The 24,208-nt window shown below is 58.3% G+C and carries 20 protein-coding genes and 2 other RNA genes; 13 read left to right on the top strand and 9 right to left on the bottom strand.

The annotated features are described in order from the left end of the window. Positions 1-93 precede the first annotated feature (93 nt). The 8 genes from ccoG to J3P85_RS09055 all read left to right on the top strand — a co-directional run bounded on the left by ccoG (position 94) and on the right by J3P85_RS09055 (position 8,734). Positions 94-1,509 (top strand): cytochrome c oxidase accessory protein CcoG, encoded by a 1,416-nt coding sequence (gene ccoG, locus J3P85_RS09090; protein ID WP_434705540.1) that lies wholly within the window; start codon positions 94-96, stop codon positions 1,507-1,509. Positions 1,510-1,520: 11 nt separating this feature from the next. Then, the gene (locus tag J3P85_RS09085) at positions 1,521-2,060 is read left to right on the top strand and encodes a FixH family protein (RefSeq protein WP_186705249.1); all 540 of its coding nucleotides are present in this window, start codon (positions 1,521-1,523) and stop codon (positions 2,058-2,060) included. Positions 2,061-2,256: 196 nt separating this feature from the next. Then, on the top strand, positions 2,257-4,707 hold the full coding sequence (locus tag J3P85_RS09080; RefSeq protein WP_434705539.1) for a heavy metal translocating P-type ATPase: 2,451 nt from the start codon (positions 2,257-2,259) through the stop codon (positions 4,705-4,707). Positions 4,708-4,731: 24 nt separating this feature from the next. Next, complete coding sequence (ccoS, locus tag J3P85_RS09075; RefSeq protein WP_003183505.1) at positions 4,732-4,950, top strand: cbb3-type cytochrome oxidase assembly protein CcoS; 219 nt, start codon at positions 4,732-4,734, stop codon at positions 4,948-4,950. Continuing rightward, on the top strand, positions 4,943-5,626 hold the full coding sequence (locus J3P85_RS09070) for a sulfite exporter TauE/SafE family protein (protein WP_434705538.1): 684 nt from the start codon (positions 4,943-4,945) through the stop codon (positions 5,624-5,626). The genes ccoS and J3P85_RS09070 overlap by 8 nt, the downstream gene beginning before the upstream one ends. A 271-nt stretch (positions 5,627-5,897) precedes the next feature. Continuing rightward, positions 5,898-7,280 (top strand): oxygen-independent coproporphyrinogen III oxidase, encoded by a 1,383-nt coding sequence (hemN, locus tag J3P85_RS09065; protein ID WP_434705537.1) that lies wholly within the window; start codon positions 5,898-5,900, stop codon positions 7,278-7,280. Positions 7,281-7,374: 94 nt separating this feature from the next. After that, positions 7,375-8,109 (top strand): fumarate/nitrate reduction transcriptional regulator Fnr, encoded by a 735-nt coding sequence (gene fnr / locus J3P85_RS09060; RefSeq protein ID WP_053120659.1) that lies wholly within the window; start codon positions 7,375-7,377, stop codon positions 8,107-8,109. Positions 8,110-8,185: 76 nt separating this feature from the next. Continuing rightward, positions 8,186-8,734, top strand: coding sequence for an adenine phosphoribosyltransferase (locus J3P85_RS09055; RefSeq protein WP_003183509.1), 549 nt, complete (start codon positions 8,186-8,188; stop codon positions 8,732-8,734). Between the two features lie 127 nt (positions 8,735-8,861). Here the strand turns inward: J3P85_RS09055 and recR are convergent, their stop codons facing one another. From recR to dnaX, 4 genes are all read right to left on the bottom strand, one after another. Then, positions 8,862-9,464, bottom strand: a complete 603-nt coding sequence (recR, locus tag J3P85_RS09050) for a recombination mediator RecR (RefSeq protein WP_003183510.1) — start codon at positions 9,462-9,464, stop codon at positions 8,862-8,864. A gap of 66 nt (positions 9,465-9,530) precedes the next feature. Then, positions 9,531-10,559: an NADP-dependent oxidoreductase gene (locus J3P85_RS09045; RefSeq protein WP_434705536.1), complete on the bottom strand. Its 1,029-nt coding sequence runs from the start codon at positions 10,557-10,559 to the stop codon at positions 9,531-9,533. 287 nt (positions 10,560-10,846) lie between these two features. Further along, a complete protein-coding gene (locus J3P85_RS09040; protein WP_003183512.1) occupies positions 10,847-11,185 on the bottom strand; it encodes a YbaB/EbfC family nucleoid-associated protein in 339 nt (112 codons plus the stop codon). A gap of 64 nt (positions 11,186-11,249) precedes the next feature. Then, positions 11,250-13,325, bottom strand: coding sequence for a DNA polymerase III subunit gamma/tau (gene dnaX / locus J3P85_RS09035; RefSeq protein ID WP_434705535.1), 2,076 nt, complete (start codon positions 13,323-13,325; stop codon positions 11,250-11,252). A 132-nt stretch (positions 13,326-13,457) separates the two neighbouring features. On the opposite strand from dnaX, the gene J3P85_RS09030 reads away from it, so the two are divergent. Then, positions 13,458-14,228: a substrate-binding periplasmic protein gene (locus J3P85_RS09030; RefSeq protein ID WP_434705534.1), complete on the top strand. Its 771-nt coding sequence runs from the start codon at positions 13,458-13,460 to the stop codon at positions 14,226-14,228. On the opposite strand, the gene J3P85_RS09025 is transcribed toward J3P85_RS09030, so the two are convergent. Then, positions 14,174-15,922: a putative bifunctional diguanylate cyclase/phosphodiesterase gene (locus J3P85_RS09025; RefSeq protein WP_434705533.1), complete on the bottom strand. Its 1,749-nt coding sequence runs from the start codon at positions 15,920-15,922 to the stop codon at positions 14,174-14,176. The two genes, J3P85_RS09030 and J3P85_RS09025, sit on opposite strands and share 55 nt — an antisense overlap. Before the next feature lie 338 nt (positions 15,923-16,260). On the opposite strand from J3P85_RS09025, the gene J3P85_RS09020 reads away from it, so the two are divergent. Further along, the gene (locus J3P85_RS09020; protein WP_186705257.1) at positions 16,261-16,575 is read left to right on the top strand and encodes a helix-turn-helix domain-containing protein; all 315 of its coding nucleotides are present in this window, start codon (positions 16,261-16,263) and stop codon (positions 16,573-16,575) included. Between the two features lie 201 nt (positions 16,576-16,776). After that, on the top strand, positions 16,777-17,283 hold the full coding sequence (locus J3P85_RS09015; RefSeq protein ID WP_434571399.1) for a DUF4823 domain-containing protein: 507 nt from the start codon (positions 16,777-16,779) through the stop codon (positions 17,281-17,283). A 157-nt stretch (positions 17,284-17,440) separates the two neighbouring features. Here J3P85_RS09015 and ffs (J3P85_RS09010) read toward each other — a convergent pair. Further along, positions 17,441-17,537, bottom strand: an RNA gene (gene ffs / locus J3P85_RS09010) — signal recognition particle sRNA small type. A 304-nt stretch (positions 17,538-17,841) separates the two neighbouring features. Here ffs (J3P85_RS09010) and J3P85_RS09005 point away from each other — a divergent pair. Both J3P85_RS09005 and J3P85_RS09000 read left to right on the top strand, forming a co-directional pair. Further along, positions 17,842-18,699, top strand: coding sequence for a hypothetical protein (locus tag J3P85_RS09005; RefSeq protein WP_434705532.1), 858 nt, complete (start codon positions 17,842-17,844; stop codon positions 18,697-18,699). A 351-nt stretch (positions 18,700-19,050) separates the two neighbouring features. Further along, a complete protein-coding gene (locus J3P85_RS09000; RefSeq protein WP_434705531.1) occupies positions 19,051-21,837 on the top strand; it encodes a hypothetical protein in 2,787 nt (928 codons plus the stop codon). A 319-nt stretch (positions 21,838-22,156) separates the two neighbouring features. On the opposite strand, the gene J3P85_RS08995 is transcribed toward J3P85_RS09000, so the two are convergent. The 3 genes from J3P85_RS08995 to J3P85_RS08985 all read right to left on the bottom strand — a co-directional run bounded on the left by J3P85_RS08995 (position 22,157) and on the right by J3P85_RS08985 (position 24,174). Next, entirely contained in the window at positions 22,157-22,453 is a 297-nt protein-coding gene (locus J3P85_RS08995) for a DUF6538 domain-containing protein (protein WP_434706344.1), read from the bottom strand. Positions 22,454-22,567: 114 nt separating this feature from the next. Then, positions 22,568-22,664, bottom strand: an RNA gene (gene ffs, locus J3P85_RS08990) — signal recognition particle sRNA small type. Positions 22,665-23,013: 349 nt separating this feature from the next. Further along, positions 23,014-24,174 (bottom strand): zinc-binding metallopeptidase family protein, encoded by a 1,161-nt coding sequence (locus J3P85_RS08985; protein WP_434705530.1) that lies wholly within the window; start codon positions 24,172-24,174, stop codon positions 23,014-23,016. Positions 24,175-24,208: the final 34 nt, after the last annotated feature.

Below are 24,208 nucleotides of genomic sequence, written 5' to 3'. Positions count from 1 at the left end.
ACAGGCGTATCATTGCGCCACTGCAACACCCTTTCTGACCGAGGTCGGCACGTACTGGCCCCGGCACTTTTCCACTGCCGTGGGATGCAATTGATGAGCAACCAGATTCCGGTACATGACGTTACCCCGCCTGCCAAGGACGCCAACAAAAGCGTCGACCTGTATGCCTCTCGGGAAAAAATCTACACCCGCGCTTTCACCGGCCTGTTTCGCAACCTGCGGATGGTGGGCGGAGCGTTCCTGTTCCTGCTGTATTTCGGTACGGTCTGGTTGAACTGGGGCGGCCATCAGGCCGTCTGGTGGAACCTGCCGGAACGCAAATTCTTCATTTTCGGTGCGACGTTCTGGCCCCAGGATTTCATCCTGCTCTCCGGAATGCTGATCATTGCCGCGTTTGGCCTGTTTTTCATCACGGTCTATGCCGGACGGGTGTGGTGCGGCTACACCTGTCCACAAAGCGTGTGGACCTGGATCTTCATGTGGTGCGAAAAAGTCACCGAAGGTGACCGCAACCAGCGCATCAAGCTCGACAAGGCGCCCATGGGTGCCAACAAATTCCTGCGCAAGTTCGCCAAGCACAGCCTGTGGCTGCTGATCGGTTTCGTCACCGGTGTGACCTTCGTCGGTTACTTCACGCCGATCCGCGAACTGGTGTTCGAGTTCTTTACCGGCCAGGCCGATGGCTGGTCGTATTTCTGGATCGGCTTCTTCACTCTCGCCACCTACGGCAACGCCGGCTGGCTGCGTGAACAGGTGTGCATCTATATGTGCCCTTACGCGCGTTTCCAAAGCGTGATGTTCGACAAGGACACCTTGATCGTGTCCTACGACCCGCGTCGTGGCGAAAGCCGTGGGCCGCGCAAGAAGGGCGTGGACTACAAGGCCCTGGGCCTGGGCGACTGCATCGACTGCACCATGTGCGTCCAGGTCTGCCCCACCGGCATCGACATCCGCGACGGCCTGCAGGTCGAGTGCATCGGCTGCGCGGCCTGCATCGACGCCTGCGACAACATCATGGACAAAATGGATTATCCCCGCGGCCTGATCAGCTACACCACCGAACACAACCTCTCGGGGCAGAAAACCAATAAACTGCGCCCACGCCTGATCGGTTATGCGCTGGTGTTGCTGACGATGATCAGCCTGCTGGCGGCGGCGTTCTTCATGCGCTCGCTGGTGGGGTTCGATGTCAGCAAGGATCGCGTGCTGTACCGCGAAAACGCCGAAGGCCGGATCGAGAACGTCTACAGCCTGAAGATCATGAACAAAGACCAACGCGACCATACGTACGTCCTGGACGCCGTTGGCCTGCCCGACCTCAAGCTGCAAGGTCGCCGGGAAATCAAGGTCGCCGCCGGCGAGATCTACAGCCAGCCGGTCGAGCTGTCCAGCGCACCGGAACAACTGCCATCGAGCGCCAACGAGGTGACGTTCATCCTCAAGGACGCCGATGACGAAAGCGTACATGTCGAAGCCAAGAGCCGGTTCATCGGCCCACAAACTCGTTGAGAGAAATGAACATGCCTGCAGCAACCGCCACCAGCCCTTGGTACAAGCACCTCTGGCCGTGGATCATCATTGCGATCCTGAGCTGCTCGGTGACACTGAGCCTGACGATGGTGACCATTGCGGTGAACAACCCCGACAACTTGGTCAATGACAACTATTACGAAGCCGGCAAGGGCATCAACCGCTCGCTGGAGCGCGAACTGCTGGCCCAGACCCTGCAATTGCATGCCAACGTGCAACTGGATGACGTGACCGGCGAAGTCAACCTGCGCCTGAACGGCGACAGCCGTCCCCAGACCCTGGAACTGAGCCTGATCTCGCCGACCCAACCGGAGAAGGACCGCAAGATCGTCCTGACCCGCAACGACAGTGAGCCGGGGCGCTACGTCGGCCAGCTGACGGACAAGATCGAAGGCCGGCGCTTTGTCGAATTGCTGGGGGTGGAGCACGACAAGACCTGGCGCCTGTTCGAAGAAGAGCAGATCAACCACGACCAAGCCATCCTGCTGGGCGATGAACCGCTGCAAGGCGCTGAAGACCTGAAAAAATAAGCTGCTGTTGTGGCGAGGGAGCTTGCTCCCTCTGGGCTGCGAAGCGGCCCTGAAGCCTGAGTCCCGGCACTATCAGGCTCCATGGTGTCGGCTGCTTTGGGCCTGCTACGCAGGCCAGCGGGAGCAAGCTCCCTCGCCACAAAAAGCGCCCTCACTTGTAGCAAGCTCTTTCCACACAGGCCTTCATGCGATACCCATGACCACTCCACAGCCCTGCTACCACTGCGCCCTGCCCGTCCCCCCTGGCAGTCGCTTCACCGCCGTTGTCCTCGGTGAAACCCGCGAGCTGTGCTGCCCGGGCTGCCAGGCAGTGGCCGAGGCCATTGTCGCTGGCGGCCTGGAAAGTTATTACCAGCATCGCAGTGAAGCATCGGCCAATCCCGAGACCTTGCCCGTCCAGTTGACCGACGAGCTGGCGCTGTACGATCGCCCTGACGTACAGCAATCATTCGTGCGCCATGAAGGCGAACTGGCCGAAACCACCCTGTTGATGGAAGGCATCAGTTGCGCCGCCTGCGGCTGGTTGATTGAAAAACAATTACGCAGCCTGCCGGCCGTGGCCGAGGCGCGGTTGAACCTGTCCAACCATCGCCTGCACGTGCGCTGGGCCGATGCCCAATTGCCGCTGAGCACGCTGCTCGCCGAATTGCGCCAGATCGGCTACGTAGCGCACCCGTACCAGGCCGACCAGGCCTGTGAACAACTCGCCGCACAAAACCGCCTGGCCCTGCGCCAATTGGGCGTGGCCGGCCTGTTGTGGTTCCAGGCGATGATGGCGACCATGGCGACCTGGCCGGAATTCAACATCGACCTGAGCCCGGAGATGCACACCATCCTGCGCTGGGTCGCCCTGTTTCTCACCACGCCCATCGTCTTCTACAGCTGTGCGCCGTTCTTCAAAGGCGCCATGCGCGACCTGCGCACCCGCCACCTGACCATGGACGTTTCGGTGTCCCTGGCCATCGGCAGCGCCTACATAGCAGGTATCTGGACATCGATCACCGGCATCGGCGAGTTGTACTTCGATGCCGTGGGCATGTTCGCCCTGTTCCTGCTGGCCGGCCGTTACCTGGAGCGCCGGGCCCGGGAGCGCACGGCGGCCGCCACCGCCCAGCTGGTCAATCTGTTGCCGGCCTCGTGCCTGCGCCTGGCGGATGACGGCCAGGGCGAACGTATCCTGCTCAACGAATTGCGCACCGGCGACCGCGTGCTGGTACATCCCGGGGCGGTCCTGCCGGCCGATGGCAAGATCCTTGAGGGTCAATCCAGCATCGACGAATCGCTGCTGACCGGTGAATACCTGCCACAGCCTCGGCAAGTGGGCGATGCGGTCACCGCGGGCACGCTGAATGTCGAAGGCGCCTTGACCGTCGAAGTGCTGGCTCTCGGGCAAGACACCCGGCTGTCGGCCATCGTGCGTCTGCTGGAGCGGGCCCAGGCCGAAAAACCGCGACTGGCGGAAATCGCCGATCGCGCCGCCCAATGGTTCCTGTTGTTCTCCCTGGTCGCGGCGGCGGCCATCGGCTTGCTGTGGTGGCAACTGGATCCCTCGCGGGCCTTCTGGATCGTCCTGGCGATGCTGGTTGCCACCTGCCCCTGCGCGTTGTCCCTCGCCACGCCGACCGCCCTGACGGCGGCCACGGGCACCTTGCACAAACTTGGCCTGCTGCTGACGCGCGGCCATGTGCTGGAGGGCCTGAACCAGATCGACACGGTGATTTTCGACAAGACCGGCACCCTCACCGAAGGCCGCTTGGCCTTGCGCGCCATTCGGCCACTGGCGGGCCTCGACAGCGATCAGTGCCTGGGCTTGGCCGCGGCCTTGGAAAACCGCTCGGAACACCCCATCGCCCGGGCGTTTGGCCGCGCGCCGTTGGCCGCCGAGCAGGTGCATAGCACCCCGGGGCTGGGGCTGGAAGGCCGGGTGGCGGAACAGCGCCTGCGCATCGGCCAGCCCGGTTTTGTCTGCGAGCTGAGTGACGCTCCCGTACCGCAGATGCCGGACGAAGCCGGGCAATGGCTGTTGCTGGGCGATGAGATCGGGCCGCTGGCCTGGTTCGTCCTCGATGACCGCTTGCGCGTCGATGCCCCGGCCCTGCTGGCGGCCTGCAAGGCACGAGGCTGGCGAACGCTGCTGCTGTCGGGCGACAGCTCACCGATGGTCGCCAGTGTCGCGGCCGAGCTGGGCATCGATGAGGCCCGCGGCGGCCTGCGTCCGGATGACAAACTGGCGGTGTTGCAGCAGTTGCATCAACAAGGCCGCAAGGTGCTGATGCTTGGCGATGGCGTGAACGACGTGCCGGTCTTGGCGGCGGCGGACATCAGTGTCGCCATGGGTTCGGCCACTGACCTCGCTAAAACCAGCGCCGATGCGGTGCTGCTGTCCAACCGCCTCGAGGCCCTGGTCCACGCCTTCAGCCTGGCCCGACGCACGCGCCGGGTGATCATCGAGAACCTGCTGTGGGCAGGGTTGTACAATGGCCTCATGTTGCCGTTCGCCGCCCTCGGCTGGATTACGCCGGTGTGGGCCGCGGTCGGCATGTCCATCAGTTCGTTGACCGTGGTGTTGAATGCCTTGAGGCTGACCCGCCAACCGAAGGCGCAGGTGTTCGCCGCCACGCCCGATACCCGTCCGCTGCCGGCCTGAGCCGCGCGGGCATGGAGTTCCGACATGCCAGCTCTCTACGTGATGATTCCGGCCGCGCTGCTGATCGTGGCCATCGCCGTGTACATTTTTTTCTGGGCCGTGGACAGCGGCCAGTACGACGATCTCGACGGTCCGGCCCACAGCATTCTGTTCGACGACCAGGACCCGAACCACAAGGCGGCGGTGGACGAAGCCAGTGGCGAGGCCCGCAAGCCGGACGACAAGGCCCCGCCCCATGCTTGACCTGGCGCCATTGCTGGTTTCGGCGGTCATTCTTGGCCTGCTCGGTGGCGGCCATTGCCTGGGTATGTGCGGTGGCCTGATGGGCGCCCTCACCCTGGCGATCCCCAAGGAACAGCGCAGTCGGCGCTTTCGGTTACTGCTGGCGTACAACCTGGGGCGGATCCTGAGCTACGCCACCGCTGGGCTGCTGATCGGCCTGGCGGGATGGGCCGTGTCCAACAGCCCGGCCGCGATGATCATGCGGGTGCTGGCCGGCTTGTTGTTGATCGCCATGGGCCTGTACCTGGCGGGCTGGTGGAGCGGCCTGACCCGCATCGAAAGCGTGGGGCGTGGCTTGTGGCGGCACATCCAGCCCGTCGCCAACCGCTTGCTGCCGGTGTCGAGCCTGCCCCGGGCCTTGCTGCTCGGCGCCCTGTGGGGCTGGCTGCCGTGCGGGTTGGTCTACAGCACCCTGCTCTGGTCCGCCAGCCAGGGCAATGCCTTGGACAGTGCCCTGCTGATGCTTGCCTTCGGCCTGGGCACCTGGCCGGTGCTGCTCGCCACCGGCCTGGCCGCCGAACGCATCACCGCCCTGTTGCGCAAACGCAGCGTGCGGATGACCGGTGGGTTGCTGGTGATGGTCTTTGGCATCTGGACACTGCCGGGGCCGCATCAGCATTGGCTCATGGGGCATTGATGATGTCAGTCCAGACAACTCAAAACCCTGTGGCGAGGGAGCTTGCTCCCGCTGGCCTGCGAAGCAGGCCCCAACACTCCTCAGGTAGAACGCATTAGCTGATATTGCGACTGCTGCGCAGCCGAGCGGGAGCAAGCTCCCTCGCCACGGGTTTTGGGTTGTCTGGACTAACATCATCGACAGCTCCGATGCGCCGTTGACGCAAATCAAAACAGCCTCGCCCACAGCCCCCTAGACTCGCCCCATGCCAGCCTATCCGGGGAACACCCGCATGCTCGACGCCATCCGTTGGGACTCAGACCTGATCCGCCGCTACGACCTGGCGGGACCACGCTACACCTCGTACCCGACTGCGGCGCAGTTCGGCGGCCAGGTGGGCACCTTCGACCTGCTCCATGCCCTGCGTGACAGCCGCAAGGCCCGACGGCCGCTGTCGCTATATGTGCACGTACCGTTCTGCGCAAACATTTGCTACTACTGCGCCTGCAACAAGGTCATCACCAAGGACCGTGGCCGCGCCCACGCCTACCTCCAACGCCTGGAACAGGAAATCCAGCTGATCGGCTGCCACCTGGACCCGACCCAGCGCGTCGAACAATTGCACTTTGGCGGCGGCACACCGACGTTCCTCAGCCATGACGAACTGCGGCAACTGATGGCCTCGTTGCGCAAGCACCTGAACCTGCTGGACGACGATTCCGGTGACTACAGCATCGAGATCGATCCCCGGGAAGCCGACTGGTCGACCATGGGCTTGTTGCGTGAACTGGGTTTCAATCGGGTCAGCATCGGCCTGCAAGACCTCGACCCGGCCGTGCAACGCGCCGTCAATCGCCTGCAAAGCCTGGAAGAAACCCGCGCGGTGGTCGAGGCTGCCCGGACCTTGCAGTTCCGTTCGATCAACATCGACCTGATCTACGGGCTGCCCAAGCAGACTCCGGACAATTTCGCCCGCACCGTCGAAGAAGTCATCCACTTGCAACCGGACCGCCTCTCGGTGTTCAACTACGCCCACCTGCCGGAACGCTTCATGCCCCAGCGGCGCATCAACAGCCAGGACTTGCCAAACCCGGAGCAGAAGCTGGCGATGCTGCAAGGCACCATCGAACAGTTGACCGCCGCCGGCTACCGCTACGTCGGCATGGACCATTTCGCCCTGCCCGACGACGAGCTGGCCATCGCTCAGGAAGAGGCCACGTTGCAGCGCAATTTCCAGGGCTACACCACCCATGGCCATTGCGACCTGATCGGCCTCGGCGTGTCCGCCATCAGCCAGGTCGGTGACCTGTACTGTCAGAACAGCAGTGACCTGAATCATTACCAGAACACCCTCGCCGACGGGCAACTGGCAACCAGTCGAGGACTGACCTGCACGGCCGACGATCGGTTGCGACGTGCGGTGATCCAGCAATTGATCTGCCATTTCCACTTGGCGTTCGCGGACATCGAGCACCGTTTCAATGTCGATTTTCGCGGTTACTTCGCGCCGCTGTGGCCGCAATTGCAGGCCATGGCCGAGGATGGGCTGATCGAGTTGAATGACACCCACATCCGGGTACTGCCCGCCGGGCGCCTGCTGGTGCGATCCGTGTGCATGGTGTTCGATGCCTATTTGGAGCAGCACAATCGCCAACGTTTCTCCCGGGTCATTTGAGCGCGACAATTTGACGAGTCAACCGCACTGGCCGGAGCGTCTGCTCTGGGGTACCCTTACGCCTTATGTGTGATTTCCCACAAGGATTTAAGAAATGTCCGAGCCAGTCAAACTGCGCGCCCACAACCAGGCCCATTGCAAGGATTGCAGCCTGGCCCCCCTCTGCCTGCCACTTTCGTTGAATCTGGAGGACATGGACGCGCTGGACGACATCGTCAAACGAGGCCGCCCGTTGAAAAAAGGTGAATTCCTGTTTCGCCAGGGCGACGCGTTCGATTCCGTCTATGCAGTGCGCTCGGGCGCCTTGAAAACCTTCAACTTGAGCGACGGCGGCGAAGAACAGCTCACCGGTTTCCACTTGCCCAGCGAACTGGTGGGCCTGTCGGGCATGGACACCGAGACCCATCCAGTCTCGGCCCAGGCGCTGGAAACCACCTCGGTGTGCGAAATCCCCTTCGATCGCCTGGACGAGTTGGCCATACAGCTGCCGCAACTGCGCCGCCAGTTGATGCGAGTCATGAGCAGGGAAATCCGTGACGATCAGCAGATGATGTTGCTGCTCTCGAAAAAAACCGCCGACGAGCGGATCGCCACGTTCCTGGTCAACCTCTCGGCACGCTTCCGCGCCCGCGGGTTCTCGGCCAACCAGTTCCGCCTGAGCATGTCGCGCAACGAAATCGGCAACTACCTGGGCCTGGCGGTGGAAACCGTGTCCCGGGTATTCACGCGTTTCCAGCAGAACGAGCTGATTGCCGCCGAAGGCAAGGAAATTCACATTCTCGACCCGATCCAGCTCTGCGCCCTGGCTGGCGGCTCGATCGACGGCTGATGAACCTGCGCGGCTGAGGGATTGGCCTCGCCGCGCTATACTGCCGCGTTTGCAGCCCTGCCAGGACACCTCGACGATGGTCTTTGACTCCTTCGACATCAAATCCCTGATCCGCCCCGTGATCGACTTCCCCAAGCCCGGCGTGATCTTTCGCGACATTACCCCACTGTTCCAATCCCCGACCGCCCTGCGCCTGGTCATGGACAGCTTTGCCCACCGCTATGTCGAGGCTGAGTTCACTCATATTGGCGCAATGGATGCTCGCGGCTTCCTGATCGGCTCGATCCTGGCCTATCAGTTGAACAAGCCGCTGGTGTTGTTCCGCAAGCAAGGCAAACTGCCGGCCGACGTGCTGGCCGAGGGTTACCAGACCGAATACGGTGAAGCCTTCCTTGAAGTGCACGCCGACAGCCTGTGCGAAGGTGATTCAGTGGTGATGTTCGATGACCTGATCGCCACCGGCGGCACGCTGATCGCCGCCGCCAACCTGATTCGCCGCATGGGCGCCAAAGTCCACGAAGCCGCGGCGATCATTGACCTGCCGGAACTGCTCGGCTCCCAGCGTCTGGAAGACATGGGGATTCCAACGTTCTGCCTGACGCAGTTTTCGCTTAGCGAGAAATAATGGTCGAATAAACCTCCTGTGGGAGCGAGCTTGCTCGCGATAGCGATGGATCAGCCAATATCCATGCTGGCTGACACACCGTTATCGCGAGCAAGCTCGCTCCCACAGGGGTTATAGGTTGTGGCTGTTACAAGGCGATCGGCTTACGCCCCGCAAACGAATGCGCCAGCGTCCCGCCGTCCACCAATTCCAGCTCCCCACCCAGCGGCACGCCGTGGGCGATGCGGGAGGCGACCAAGCCTTTGTTGCTCAGCAATTGGGCGATGTAATGGGCGGTGGCTTCGCCTTCGACCGTCGGGTTCGTGGCGAGGATGACTTCCGTGAACGTGCCCGCCTCTTCGATCCGCGCGATCAACTGTGGGATGCCAATGGCTTCAGGCCCCAAGCCATCGAGCGGAGACAAATGGCCCTTGAGCACGAAATAACGGCCACGGAAACCGGTCTGCTCCACCGCATACACATCCATCGGCCCTTCCACCACGCAGAGCAGGCTGTCGTCCCGGCGCGGGTCGGCACATTGCGGGCAGAGGTCGTCTTCGGTGAGGGTGCGGCATAAACGGCAATGCCCTACGCCCTCCATGGCCTGGCTCAGGGCCTGGGCCAGGCGTGAACCGCCGCTGCGATCACGCTCAAGCAATTGCAACGCCATGCGCTGGGCAGTTTTCTGACCGACACCCGGCAACGTTCGCAGGGCATCGATCAGTTGGCGAATCAAAGGGCTGAAGCTCATGGAGGAAATGTCCGACATAACAACGAGACGCGGTTTATACCCGCGCCTCCGATTAGCGTCAAATACTCAATCCTGCGCGACCCGCACCACCAACTTGCCGAAGTTGCGCCCTTCCAACAGGCCAATAAACGCCTGTGGCGCATTTTCCAGGCCATCGACCACGTCCTCGCGGAACTTGACCTTGCCATCGCGCACCCAAGGCGCCATGGCACTGACGAACTCCGGCTGACGGTCACCGTAGTCGTCAAACACAATAAACCCCTGGATCCGCACGCGCTTGGTCAGCAAGGTGCGCTGCAGTTGCGGCAAGCGATCCGGACCACTCGGCGCCTGATGATCGTTGTAGGACGCGATCAAGCCACAGAGCGGGATTCGTGCCTTGGCGTTGAGCAACGGCACGACGGCATCAAAGACCTTGCCGCCGACGTTTTCGTAATAAATGTCGATACCCTTGTCACAGGCCCGCGCCAATTCCTCGGCAAAATTGGCGCTCTTGTGATCGACACAGGCATCAAAGCCCAACTCGTCGACCACGTACTTGCATTTCTCGCTGCCGCCCGCGACGCCGACCACCCGCAGGCCCTTGATTTTCGCCACCTGGCCGACCACCGAGCCCACGGCACCCGAGGCTGCCGCGACCACCAGGGTTTCCCCGGCCGTGGGCTGGCCAATGTCCATCAGCCCCATGTAAGCGGTCAGGCCCGGCATGCCCAACACCCCCAGGGCCATCGACGGACTGGGTAGCCCGGAAGGAATGGGCATCACGTTGCGCCCGTCACTGATGCTGTGGGTTTGCCAACCCGTAGCGCCAACCACCAAATCGCCCTCATGGAATTTCGGGTGCGTCGAACGCTCCACGCGGCTGACAGCGCCGCCGGTCATCACCTCATCGATTTCCACCGGAGCGGCGTAGGAAGGCGCATCACTCATGCGTCCGCGCATGTAGGGGTCCAAGGACAGGAACAACGTCTTGAGCAGGATCTGTCCCTCTGCCAGATCCGGCAGTGTCACATGTTCAAGACGAAAATTTTCAGGGGTGGGCGCACCTTGGGGACGGGAGGCCAGGACGATGCGCTGGTTGGAAATCGATGACATGGAGGCGTCTCCTTGTTCGTTGAGCGGACACGTATAGGAAGCAGACCATTACCGAGGGGGCGGCGTTCGATGTTTGTTCGGTTGGGCCGTGGGGTCGCCATCGCGAGCAAGCTCGCTCCCACAGGGTTCATGGGTGAACACAACTCTTGTATTCAACACCGTCCACTGTGGGAGCGAGCTTGCTCGCGATAGCGGCCTGACATCCACCGAGGTATTTGGACCAGAAACAAAAATGCCAGGCGCGATGCCTGGCATTGTGTGTAGCCCATCCCGACCGGGATGGCGAATCAGAACGGCAGTTTCATGCCCGGCGGCAATTGCATGCCAGCCGTCATGCCGGACATCTTGTCCTGGCTGTTGGCTTCGATCTTGCGCACCGCGTCATTGACGGCGGCGGCGAACAGGGCTTCGAGCATTTCCTTGTCGTCTTCGCTCAGGCCTTCGACCACGCTTGGGTCAATGCTGACGCGCTTGATGTCATGGCGACCGGTCATGACCACGGTCACCATGTCGCCGCCGGACTTGCCGGTGACTTCGGCGTTGGCCAATTCTTCCTGCATCTTGGCCATCTTTTCCTGCATCTGCTGCGCCTGCTTCATCAGGCCGGCCATGCCACCTTTCATCATGGGAATCACCTCGAAAGTACTTGGATAAACAACGCGCCCGGCCCGTTCGGCCCGGCGCCTTCAGTTATGAGCCCTGGGTGACCGGGGCCTCGACAGGTTCGATAGTATCGTGACGGACCACGGCGCCGAACTGTTGCATCATCTGTTGGATGAATGGATCGCCGTGGATCGACTCCTCGGCTTCGCGCTGACGGTCGGCACGACGGCGGGACGCGGCCTGGGCCGGGGTCTCCTGCTCGGGCTTGATCAGCTCGATGGTCAACGTCAGGTTACGCTGGTGGTACTGGTTCAGCGCATCGTTGAGGCGACGCTGCTGGGTCGCGTTGAACAGTGCACTGTGTGCCGGATCCAGGTGCAGCAGCCAGTGGTCGCCTTCCACGGCCATCAGCGTGCAGTTGGCGGCGATGCTGCCGGTCATGCCGCTGATCGGCAATTTAGGGAACAGTTCCAGCCATTGCAGGGCCAGGCCGGTGGCCGGCATCGCCGCCGGTTCGGGCTCGGGCTCCGGGGCCGGTTCAGCGGCGTGCTCGCTGGCCAGGTCGTCCAGGTAGCTGTAGGCCGAATCCATGTCCGGCTCGATATAATCCTCGTCCAGCGGCGGCTCGTCGTCCAGGTCGATGCCCGGCGTGGCGACATCGACGTCGGCCACCGTCGGCTCGGGCACCGGCGCGGCCACCCACTCTGGTGCATCGGGCACCACGCTGTCGGGCGTTGGCAGCGGCATTGGCGGCAACTCAGGCTGCTCGGCAACGGTTTCCAATACGGGCTCGACGACCGGCTGCTGGACAACTTCCGGCTCGACCGGGTCGTTCCAGGGCAGGTCGATGATTTCTTCAACGACGGGCTCGGGCAGCGCCTCGACGACCGGTTCGGGTTCCGGCTCAGGCGTCGCGACAACAGGCGTCGGCGTCGGCTGGGCGACAGGCACCACCGCGGCCGGAGCCGAAGCCACTGCCGGCGCAACGACAGGCGCGGCAGCCACTGGCTTGGCGGAATCAGCTGTGGCTTGGCTGATCCCCACTGGCTTTAGCGCTTGCCTCGGCGCATCCGCCGTGTCGGCTGGCCGGAACGCCAGCATTCGCAACAGGACCATTTCGAAGCCGCCGCGCGGATCCGGCGCCAGGGGCAGATCGCGCCGGCCGATCAGGCCCATCTGGTAATAGAACTGCACATCTTCGGCCGGCAGCGCCTGGGCCAGGGCCAGTACGCGGTCACGGTCGCCGTGGCCGTTGTCGACGCCTTCAGGCAGGGCCTGGGCGATGGCGACACGGTGCAGCACGTTGAGGATTTCCGAGAGCACGCCATTCCAGTCCGGGCCCTGCTCGGCCAAGTGACGCACCGCCTCGAGCAGCGCCTTCGCATCGCCTTCGATCAGCGCATGCAAGACGTCATAGACCTGGCCATGATCGAGAGTGCCGAGCATGGCCCGGACATCGGCGGCCATGACCTTGCCTTCACCGAAAGCGATGGCCTGGTCGGTCAGGCTCATGGCGTCACGCATCGAACCATCGGCGGCGCGGCCCAGCAGCCACAGCGCATCGTCTTCGAACGGGACGTTCTCGACACCCAATACGTGGGTCAGGTGCTCGACCACCCTTTCCGGCGTCATGTTCTTCAGGGAGAACTGCAGGCACCGCGACAGAATCGTTGCAGGAAGTTTCTGTGGATCGGTGGTCGCCAGGATGAACTTGACGTAGGGCGGCGGTTCTTCAAGTGTCTTGAGCAGCGCATTGAAGGAATGGCTGGAGAGCATGTGCACTTCGTCGATCAGGTAGACCTTGAAGCGCCCACGGCTTGGCGCGTACTGCACGTTGTCGAGCAGTTCGCGGGTGTCCTCGACCTTGGTGCGGCTGGCGGCGTCGATCTCGATCAGGTCGACGAAGCGGCCCTCATCGATTTCCCGGCAGACCGAACACTCGCCACAAGGCGTCGAGGTGATGCCGGTTTCACAGTTCAGGCACTTGGCGATGATCCGCGCGATGGTGGTCTTGCCCACGCCCCGGGTCCCGGTGAACAGATAGGCATGGTGCAGCCGCTGGCTGTCCAAGGCATTGATCAGAGCCTTGAGCACATGGGTCTGGCCGACCATTTCGCGGAACGAGCGCGGACGCCATTTACGTGCAAGAACCTGATAACTCATCGAAAACCGTCGCAACGAAGGAACATAAGCGGCTAATGCTAGCGGAGCAGGGGCGAAATTGCATCCGGTGTGCTCGTCTAATCTGACTAAGCTTGGATTGTCGACGCGGTTTTACACAGTCAGGGAGAGTTTATGCGCTCAGCCATGGGGGCTTTGCTGTTGTTGGGTACCGGTTGTTTCGCCGAAGAAGCCCCCTTGCGTTTCGCCATTACCGACGGCTGGGCAATGCCCATGGTACAGATCGAACGAGGCCGCCCGATCCAGGGCATCCTTCCCGATATCATGACCAGCCTGGCGACCCAAGTGGGAAGGCCGGCGCAATTCCACGTCCTGTCCCGCGCCCGGCTCGACGCCGCCATGAAGCACGGCGAAATCGACATGCGTTGCTATGTCAGCCCTGACTGGGTGAAGGACAATGGCGATTATCTGTGGAGCATCCCGTTGTTTTTCCAGCGCGACCTGCTCGTCGCCCCGACCAGCGCGCCGGCGACGGTCATGCCAGCAACGCTGTCGCACCAAGCCATCGGTACCGTGCTCGGCTATAGCTACCCGACCCTGCAACCCTTGTTCGACACCGGTCAACTGCACCGCGACGATGCCCGTAGCCAGGAACAAGTGCTGGCGAAACTGCTGGCCGGGCGTTATCGCTATGGGGTCACCAACCAATGGGCGCTGGACTGGTTCAATCAACGGCATACCGCTGATCGCCAGCTCCATGAGGTGACTGTCCTGCAGGAACAGCTGTTGAGCTGTTACGTGCGCAACGATCCGGACATTCCCGCACAACGCATTCTGAGGACATTGCTGAACATGAAAACGTCCGGGGAAATCGACGCGATCATCCAGCTTTACACCGGCCGCAGTGAAACATCGCGGGTCAGGAGCGAGGCGCCTTCGCCCTGATCGTCGGACCGCTGTTGCCATTGGGACGGTGGGATGAAGCCCTGAACCCAGTCGGGTATCTGTTCGGGCGGCATGGGCCGGGCGATGAAATAACCTTGTGCCACCTCGCAGCCCAGGCTCAGCAGCAGTTGGCCGTGCTCCAGGCTGTCCAGCCCCTCGGCGACCACCTCGCGACCAAAGGCCCGGGCCAGGCCGATCACCGCTTCAGTCAGCGCCAGGTCGTCGCGGTCATCGAGGATGTCGCGGACAAAGGTCTTGTCGATCTTGATGGTTTGCGTGCGCAGGTGCTTGAGGTCGTTGAGCGAACAGTAGCCCGTGCCAAAACCACCCAGGGAGAACCCCACGCCCAACGCCTGGCATGCCTGGAGGCAGGCGCTGACGTGGGCCAGGTTCTCCACGGCGACGGACTCGACAATCTGCAGGTCCAACAGGCGTGGCGGCACCGCCGGATGCCGTTCCAACACCTGCCGCAGCCGCTCGACAAAATCCGCCCGCTGGAAATGCCGTGCCGAGATATTGATGCTCACCGGCCAGCCTTGCCCCACTTGCTGCCATTGCTGCAGCTGGGTCAAGACCTGTTCCATGACCCACTCGCCGATCTCGACGATCAGGTCAGTCTCCTCCACCAAGGGCAGGAACTCCCGAGGCGGCACCAGGCCACGTTGCGGATGCTTCCAGCGCAGCAACGCCTCCAGGCCGACCACGGTGCCATGGCGCATGTTGACCTTGGGTTGGAAATGCAGCCGCAGCTCGTTATCGGCCAGTGCCTGGCGGACCCGTTCGACGGTCTGGTAAGTGGCCCGTACCTCCTTGTCCCGGGACACATCGAACAAGTGGAAACGATTGCGACCGCTTTGCTTGACCACATACATCGCCTGGTCGGCGTGACGCAGCAGGGTCTCGGCGTCTTCGTTGTCCCACGGGAACAGCGTGACACCAATACTGGCGAAGACCTTGATGTCCTTGCCATCAATGCCATACGGCATGGAGACGGCAATCAACACCCGGTTCAACGCGGCATGCAACTCGTCCATTCCACGCACATGGCGCAGCACCAGCACGAACTCGTCCCCGCCCAGCCGCGCCACCACATCCTCGCCACGCACGATGCTGCGCAGGCGCCTGGCAACCTCCACCAGCAGCCGATCACCGCTGGCATGACCATAGCCGTCGTTGACGGCCTTGAAACCATCGAGATCGAGCATGCACACCGCCAGGGGCAGGTTCTCCGTGCGGGAAAATTCCAGGGCCTGGTCCAGCAGGTCCGACAGATAAGTGCGATTGGGCAGTCCGGTCAGCACATCGTGACCGACCCGCCACTGCAGCGAATGCAGCAAGCGACGCTTTTCACTGACGTCGAAGCGAATCGCCAGGTAGCGCTCGATTTGCCCGGTCTCATCGTCGATCACTGGCACCAGGGTGGTGTCGACCCAATGCAGCGTGCCGTCCTTGGCCCGGTTGCAGATTTCCCCTTTCCAGACCTGCCCCAAGGCAATGGTGCGCCACATGGCGCTGAAGAACTCGCCGGGGTGCTGAGCGGAATTGAGCAGGCGATGGTTCGCGCCCAGCAACTCATCGCGCCGGTAACCAAAAAGGCTGCAAAATTGATCGTTGACGTAAGTGATGCGCCCGCTCAGATCGGTCTCGGAAAAAATCGCGGCGGCGTCAACGGCCCTGCGGTACTTCTTATCCATCGAAGCAGTCATCCATGAGTCAGGCTCATTTGTCGCGCGCGGTTGCACCGCCTTCAAGACAGGCGAAGATCAACTAGGCTCAAACACTTTGAGGGAAGCTGGAGCGCGGGCCCTGGCGGTGCCCAGGGAGGGCTCAGCCCTTGCCTTGTATCGTGGCAAGAAACACAAGGCCCGGTCTTTGCACACCCCTCGGCTTCGCAAAGCGGGTCACCAAATACCCGTGCCAAAGGCCGATTCTACGAAACACATCACACTTTGCAAAGCAAGGTGATGGATCACGCGGTTGCCTAATGCGAAAATCTATCGTTAAGTTCTTGATTCTAAATGGGAATTAAGCGATGCAAATTTCAAGTTTGGGTCCGGCCATCAGACGCTACCGCAAAGTAGCGGGGCTTACTCAGGCTGAACTTGGCGAAAAAACCGGTTTTGACCCTAAAACCATCAGCCGCTTCGAAACCGGCACCTACACCCCCAGCGTCGAAGCCTTGTTCCTGCTTGCCAATGTGCTGGACGTGCAACTGAAGGCTTTTTTTGCCGACATGACCGATGAGGACGAACAGCGGGCGTACCTGTTCGGTGTCATACACAAAGCCACCCCGAAGGATCTTGGGAAGCTGATTGCGGCGGTCGACCAGGCCTTGTCCAAGCCTTGATGCAATGGAAGAGAAGCCTGGCCTGTCGATGCGAGACAGGCCAGGCTTCTCTCTTTGCGCGCTTGCCCAATTCCGAGCGTGACACAAGACATAATGTCACGTTGACATCCCTTGCCACGAAACCGGACTATCAACGCGCTGATTCCTGCGTCCCTATGACGCCTACCGACTCGTCGACATAATAAAATCCCCGGGGACACTGTGCATAAACTTTCGATCATTCTTGTCTCGATACTCGCCACCGGCTGTACCGCCAAATACGCTCAACAGGACGTATTCCCCAACCCGGGAAAACTTGATCGGCAAATGCCCGTCACCATCGCCACACCGGTCGATGGCCGCTACGAAACGACACCCTACGCCGCGTCTGGCGATATGACAGCTGCCGCGGTCAAGACGGCATTCTCTTATTACACCAACCGTGTGACGGTAATGGGCTCGTGCCGTGAACTGAGCTGCCTGAGACAGAACAACCCTTCGGGCTACTACGTCATCCCGGAAATCCTGCATTGGGAAGAACGTGCTACGGAATGGTCGGGCCTCCCCGACAAAATTGAAGTGAAGCTCGCTATTTATGGTCCGACTGGCGCACAGCCGCTGGGGTCAGCGATCTTGTCCGGTAAAAGCAAATGGGCGACTTTCGGCGGGGATCATCCACAGGATCTTTTGCAAGAGCCGATTGCTGAGTATGTGAAGGCTCAGTACTGACCGGGGGGCCGGTCCCGGCTATGCGCAGGGCCGGCCTCCGCCCATCCGGCAAGAGCCTGGACAGCAGAAAGCACCGATCAGTATCGATTAGTGAAGCAAAAAGAAATTTTGAATTTGGCAAACCTTGCGAATGAAGGCTTGGGCGTTATGGAGGCAACCCCACCAGCCACACCCCGGCACACAATGTTCCCGCTGTGGCTGCTTCCTTCCGGATCTGACCAGGTTCACGGGTAATCGTTGCGGGGGGACCGATGGGGTCACCATAACGACGCCCGCCTGACGGCGAGCCGCGCCTATCCTGGTTCTTCACATCTCAATACGCGGACACAATTGTTGGCGACATAATAAGCCAGCATGGCATGCGGTGGGTAAGCATTTGTACCGCTCTCTTGGTTCACTTTTGTACCACCCAAGCCAACTGGGTATGCCGCCCACACTAGTACCCACGTGGAAATCTCGGCTGAGGATTTCCGGCAGGACAGCGCTTGTATTGCTGAGAAACGATACCTATGCTAGTAATAAAAGGCATTTTGCCATTATTGAATGGATTCTACTAAAATGACCAACACCTACGACCTCACACAGTTAAGCGCAGATTCCTTTGAACATATGGTTAATTTTTTGGCTATAAGGGTGCTTGGTAAAGGAATAACAGGTTTCGCGCCGGGAGCGGATGGGGGCCGCGATGGATACTTTAAAGGCGAAGCACCCTACCCCAGCGAAAAAAACAGATGGTCCGGCATTTGGTTTATACAATCTAAATTTCATAAACCTCATGCAAGCAAAGATCCACAAAAATGGCTTATAGCTCAAGTAAAAGAAGAAATTAAAAGCTACCTTAAACCTAACGCCCGTAATTTGCCTGATAATTGGATACTAGCGACAAACATAGACCCATCTGGCACGCCAGAAACAGGTGCGTTCGACCAAATTCAAAAAATAGTGAAAAGCGAACTGGGGAAAAATATAAAATTTGATATCTGGGGAGGAAGGAAAATCTTAGATTTCCTAGCGACTGACCCGGCAGCAGCTAATCATTATGGACACTTCTTGACCCCAGGCAATGTTCTTACATCTTTATATGAAAGCATAAACGACTCCGCCAGCCAAACCAAAAGCATAATAGAACATCTTGTAGTAGGCCAATTCAACGAACAAATATATACCAAATTGGAGCAGGCGGGATCTTCGGCAGATACGCGCCCTAAAATTTATGAGCTGTTTGTGGATTTGCCCTTCTGCTCAAACAGCACAGACTACTCAGCAAACATATTGTCTACCTTAGTTTCCAGCTCTTCAAACGTGCACAAACCCTCGGCGTGGAGCGAAGACAAGGAATGTTGGCGCGAGTGGAACAAGGTACCGAAGCGAGCCCGTATATTAGTTTTGAAAGGTGGACCCGGACAAGGAAAATAGACTGCGGGACAATATTTCGCTCAAATTCAACGAGCAGCACTGATTTTAGGCGCAGATGGGCCGCAAACAACAATCAAGCTACGCGCTATCGCAGAACAGCTTCGAACTGTAGCAGTAAAACAAGGCTTTTGGAGTGACAACCCCAGAATACCTATCACCATTGAGCTCAAAGATTTCGCCACTTGGTACGGCCAGAGAAATGAAGATACCCCTAAGGGAGTATTATCTTATATTTCATACAAAATCAAACAAAAGACAGAGCAAGATGTTAAAGTCGGAACCCTTAAACGAGCCTTCAGCGCACGAAGCTGGTTCGTCAATTTCGACGGCCTCGACGAAGTACCAAACGACGTGAAAGATAGCGTCGCCGAAGAAATCATTAGATTTACAGAAGAGAGTCTCCCTTTACTAGATGCAGACGTACTTACACTTTGCACGACTAGGCCGCAAGGTTACTCTGGGCAGTTTGATAAATTAGACGCATCCATAGGTAGCCTCACTGACCTTCCGCCTCCCATCGCACTTGCTTGCGCATCGGCTGTAGTAAAGTTTGATCGAAGCGAAGCAGAAGCGGATTATGCAGTGAAGGTTTTAGAAAGTGCTATGGAATCTGCGCAGGTCCTCGAACTCATGACCACGCCGCTGCAGTCTCATATAATGGCGGTAGTAGTTCGCGACGGAGGCCGCCCTCCCGAAAAAAGATGGGAGCTGTTTGATAATTTTTATAAAGTAATGAAAAAACGAGAAAGCCAGAAAAATTTTCAGGATCAACGAATAGCTAAGCTTTTGAGGGAAGGTGATACATTACTTAAAGCCATTCACACCAGACTTGGCATTGTATTACACGCGTCAGCGGAGATTAGCAAAGGTGCTGAGACCACCTTGGACAAAGCAACATTTGAAGTTTTAGCCCGCAAAACTACGGCGATGTTGATCGATGAAAGTGTGGAGGAGGTAGTCGAGGCCTTAATGGAGGCCACCATAGAACGACTAGTTTTTGTAAACACTCCGGAAAGCAGCAGTACTGTCAGGTTCGACATCCGTCAGCTACAAGAATTTTTTGCTGGTGAATTCATATATCTTGACGTACCTCAAGACACATTGCGCTCACGCTTAGAAGTTATCTGTTCGGACGCCCACTGGCGAGAGGTTATGCACTTTACACTAAGCGCACTGGTCGCTAACGCTCGACCAACAGAACTTGGAATAGCTGCATGCGTACTTAGCAATGCTGACAACTCAGGCAACACCCACAAAATTAAACTTTTTAATAAAAGAATGGCCGTCGGCGCACTATTGGGCCTTCGGCTTCTTCAGGAAGGGGTATTGGAGCAGGATAAGCGGTTGCGCCATCAGTTCCTTAATGTTATTACTCCGCTTTACGCTATGCTTGATACGAAAATCGTTTCCATCCTCTCCAACATCAAACATACAAACAGTAACGCTTGGCTATTAAACTCAATGATCGATCATATATTTGAAGGTAGCGAGCCGGAAAATATAGGAGCTGCCCTTGCATTAATTAGATCCCTTCCAGACGATCACTCTAGAATTGAAGATGTATATGTGAAATTCCAAAAATCCTCAAACAGCTTCTTAGACATTATCTACAGATTGCAACATAACAGCAACCACAGCCTTCAGGGCCGAAGCTTCGCTAGAGAATTTACCACATCCCAAAATTGGTTTATTGTATTTAGCCTCCACTTAATAACATCACCATTAACCAGGCAAGGTTTTGACTACAGCCTCCCTATTATATTTCTAAAAAATCACGCCTTTACACTTTTCAGCACCAATGAATTCAAAAAATTATCAACTTTGGAAACAAAGTTGATTTTCATTTTATTAGGCGTAGAAAACTCCCAAACACTAACTACTAAAGAAGCAAAAAACATATACAAAGGAATGACAATAGATCAACACAAACATACTTGGCAAAACGGAACAACCCCTGACTTCCTAGATATCATCACACTACCTCTCTTAGACTCCGTCGCATTAAGCCCCGTACTGAGTTTGGTATACTACATCGCGAAATTCGCCAATAACAGGACCCATGAAAATTTCTCTATAATTATCGAGCAGATAGAAAATCTTTCCCCTACGCGCATCACAAAATCGCTCACATCAACATTAAGCGCTCTTATACCTTTAGATTCTTTAGGCAGAAATGACTACAACCAACTACTTCTCCTCAAGTCACTTTCAAGCTTTGAATTTGACAATCTGATCAAAACAGGCAAACTAAACGGAAAACCTATACTACCAAGCACTGGTGGCATCAGCATAACTGGGAAGTTCACGAAAAAAGGCTGGCTAAATTTTTGCCGAGATTTTCCAGCCTTGGCAGTTGACGTATGGATACAAGACATAGGTGACAACACAGAAGCTTTTATTGAAGAGTACTTTATCCACTGCATAGAGGAAATTTTAATCCATAGACCCGATATTGCGGCGACGTACATTCTACAATGGGGCCAATTGTTCAATTTACTGCCAGATCGAGGAGTAAAAATTCGCCAATCCCTTTCCACACAAAATCTTGTGTTCAATCTGGATTATTATCCGCAGAGCCACATCACGCCTTTCGCTATTAACATACAACGGGAACTTGGCTGGCTTCCCGCCATCGCGGAGGTTATGGTTAACAGATTACCTTACGGGCCTAATTTAAGTGAACGCTTCTTCTATAACCGAGCTGAACGCCATTCAAGCGACACACTTGAAAAATTTGGCCTAACCGACCAAACTCTTCAATCCATATATTTAGATGAATCTTTAAACACTAATTATCGACTTTCCGCTTTGGCCATTTTTCTGTCTCAAGATTTTACCGAACCAGAAAATATCAGGGAGATCTTTTTCAGCAAAAAAATTGATTGTCTCCTGATGCGCCTAATGAACGTAAACACTCCCAACTGGGTCGTCACCTCCCTATTTATGTTCAGCGAAAAACACCTTAATCATGATGATGAAAGATCAGTTGAGCTAATTGGGCATTGCTTTGATGTATATCGTGAAAATTATCAGCTGCGCGCGATGATGCATTCACTTCTTACAAATTGGCGGGAACGCTCTAGCGCGCCAGTAGGCAACAAACAGGTTTTGGAGCGCTGGCTGGATCAAACAATTTAATATCCATTATACGATGCGCCTTCAACTGCAAACGCGGCGGGACTAACGGTTATTAGAATATCAGTTGAGGTAGGTGAAGACGCGGCGGCAGCTTCAGCGCGGTTCCCGAAACTGATGCGCATCCTTCCGTATGAGCTGGTCAATAGGTATGTCACCGACGATTCAGGCTAGCAACAAGGCCACCGTACGTTTGTCATCCAGCGACTTCACCAAGACCTCCCCCTAGCTGCTGGGCCAGATGCTCTTCAACGACAGCAAGAAACGAGTCCTACACTGCTGAAGGCGCTAAGAGGCCCTGCCAGGGCTGTTCCAACGGTGCCTAGGGTAACGCATGGTAGTACCGATTAGTTGCTGCTGACGCAACCATGAAACCAACAGGCAAAGTCACTACCTCCCTCCTCCCGGCACCACGAACCAATTCGAGTGACGGTCTGATGCCCTGAAATACTTGTGGGAACAGACACTGGACTTGGGCCAATAGGTCGCGTCCACGAATCAGCGCTTCACGTTTGCAGCGAGTCTGTAGGGACCGACGGATTTGCCTTTGAGGGAACAACGGACGGATGACATCCGGCACCACGATTCGGAAGTAGTAAACCGAGTGGAGGGACAGCATGAGGTAAGACGGGATGGTCAACACGGATGTATCACTCCTTTTACCAGCTCGTGGTAAAAGAGCGAAAAACTGTTAGATATCAGAGTGTTAGCATGGTAGCTGATTAGGAGGCAACCCCACCAGCCACACCCCGGCACACAATGTTCCCGCTGTGGCTGCTTCCTTCCGGATCTGACCAGGTTCACGGGTAATCGTTGCGGGGGGACCGATGGGGTCACCATAACGACGCCCGCCTGACGGCGAGCCGCGCCATTGTACCTATCTGGCAAGAAGTTACAACCGTTCGTGTCGGATTAAAAAACTGAAGGCGTTCAAGCACTTGCCGTGGGAGCAAAGCTTGCTCGCGATGACGTTGGCACATCGGGCATGGATGCAGGCTGACCCACCGCTTTCGCGAGCAAGCTCGCTCCCACAGGGGCTCTGTGCCTGACGGAGCTGTGGACACCCGGGAGCCAGTGTGGGAGAGAGCTTGCTCGCGAAGGCGTCGGTACATTCGGCATCGATACAAGCTGACCGGTCACTATCGCGAGCAAGCTCGCTCCCACAGGGGCTCTGTGCCTCTACAACAGCACCTCATCCGCCCGACCGCCCTCCTCCTGGATCACCAGATGGATGAAGTGCAGCTTGGTAATGACGGCGGCCGGTACGACGAACGGGTAGAAATCCGGTTGGCCCATGCTGCGGGACAGCTCGTTGAGCATGCCGGCCAGTTCGATCCAGGCGTTGACGAACGAGAGAAAGGCCGCGCCGCCTGCGTGTTCGGCGTCGTACAAGGTCTCGGGCGGGAACGGCTGGTAGTCGAAATCCATCTCCCGAGCACTCATGCCAAAGCCCAGGGCAGTGTCCACCGCGTCCATCATGTGCAGGTAATGGGCCCAGGTTTCCGCCCAGTCCTCCCATGGGTGCATGGTGGCGTAGGCACTGACGTAGCGGGTTTGCCAATCCAGCGGCGCGCCTTGCTGGTAATGCCGCTCCAGGGCGTCGGCATAGCTGGCGCGCTCGTCGCCGAACAGTTCGCGAAAAGCCTCGAGCCAATGGCTGTTGGCAATCAGCCGGTCCCAGTAATAGTGCCCCACCTCATGGCGAAAATGCCCGAGCAAGGTGCGATACGGTTCGTGCATTTGCTGGCGCACATGCTCGCGATGGGCATCGTCCGCCTCCTTGATGTCGAGGGTGATCAATCCGCTGGCATGACCCGTGGTCGGCGGCGTGCCATCTGGGTCGACGCCGATGAAATCGAACGCCAGGCCGATGTCTTCATTGACGGTTTTCGGGATGACCGGCAAGCCGAAGGTGATCAGTTGCGCGACCAGTCGACGCTTGGCGGTCTCGACCTTGCGCCAACGTTCAGGATTTTCCGGAATCGACAGGTCGGGAATGGTGCGATTCAGGCTACAGGCGATGCACAGGGTATCGTGGCCATTGTCCGGCAGCAGCCAATTGCAGGCCGCCGGGGTGTCGAGGTTGGCGCAACGGCGGAACAGCCCCGCGTGCGGATCGGCATCCAGCGTCCAGGTGTCGGGTTGCTCACCGGGTTGCAGGGAGGACAGGCGGCTCCGCTCAGGTTGATAACCCAGCGCCGCCAGACAGGCCAGGCACTGGCTGTTGCGAAAGAACAATGACTGGCCGCAGCGGCACGGCCAGACCTTGCTGTTACGTGACCGATCACCCAGGAACGGCGCGGCGATGCGTGAACTCAGCTGTTCGAAGAAGCGGTACATGGCGATCTCTCCCTGGAGCCTGCAAGACTAGATC

The sequence above is a fragment of the Pseudomonas sp. Z1-12 genome (assembly GCF_051132015.1).
In the GTDB taxonomy this organism is placed as follows: Bacteria; Pseudomonadota; Gammaproteobacteria; order Pseudomonadales; family Pseudomonadaceae; genus Aquipseudomonas; species Aquipseudomonas zanjanensis.
The sequence above is the reverse complement of the archived record's forward strand: the minus strand, read 5'-3'. Positions and strand labels throughout refer to the sequence as shown.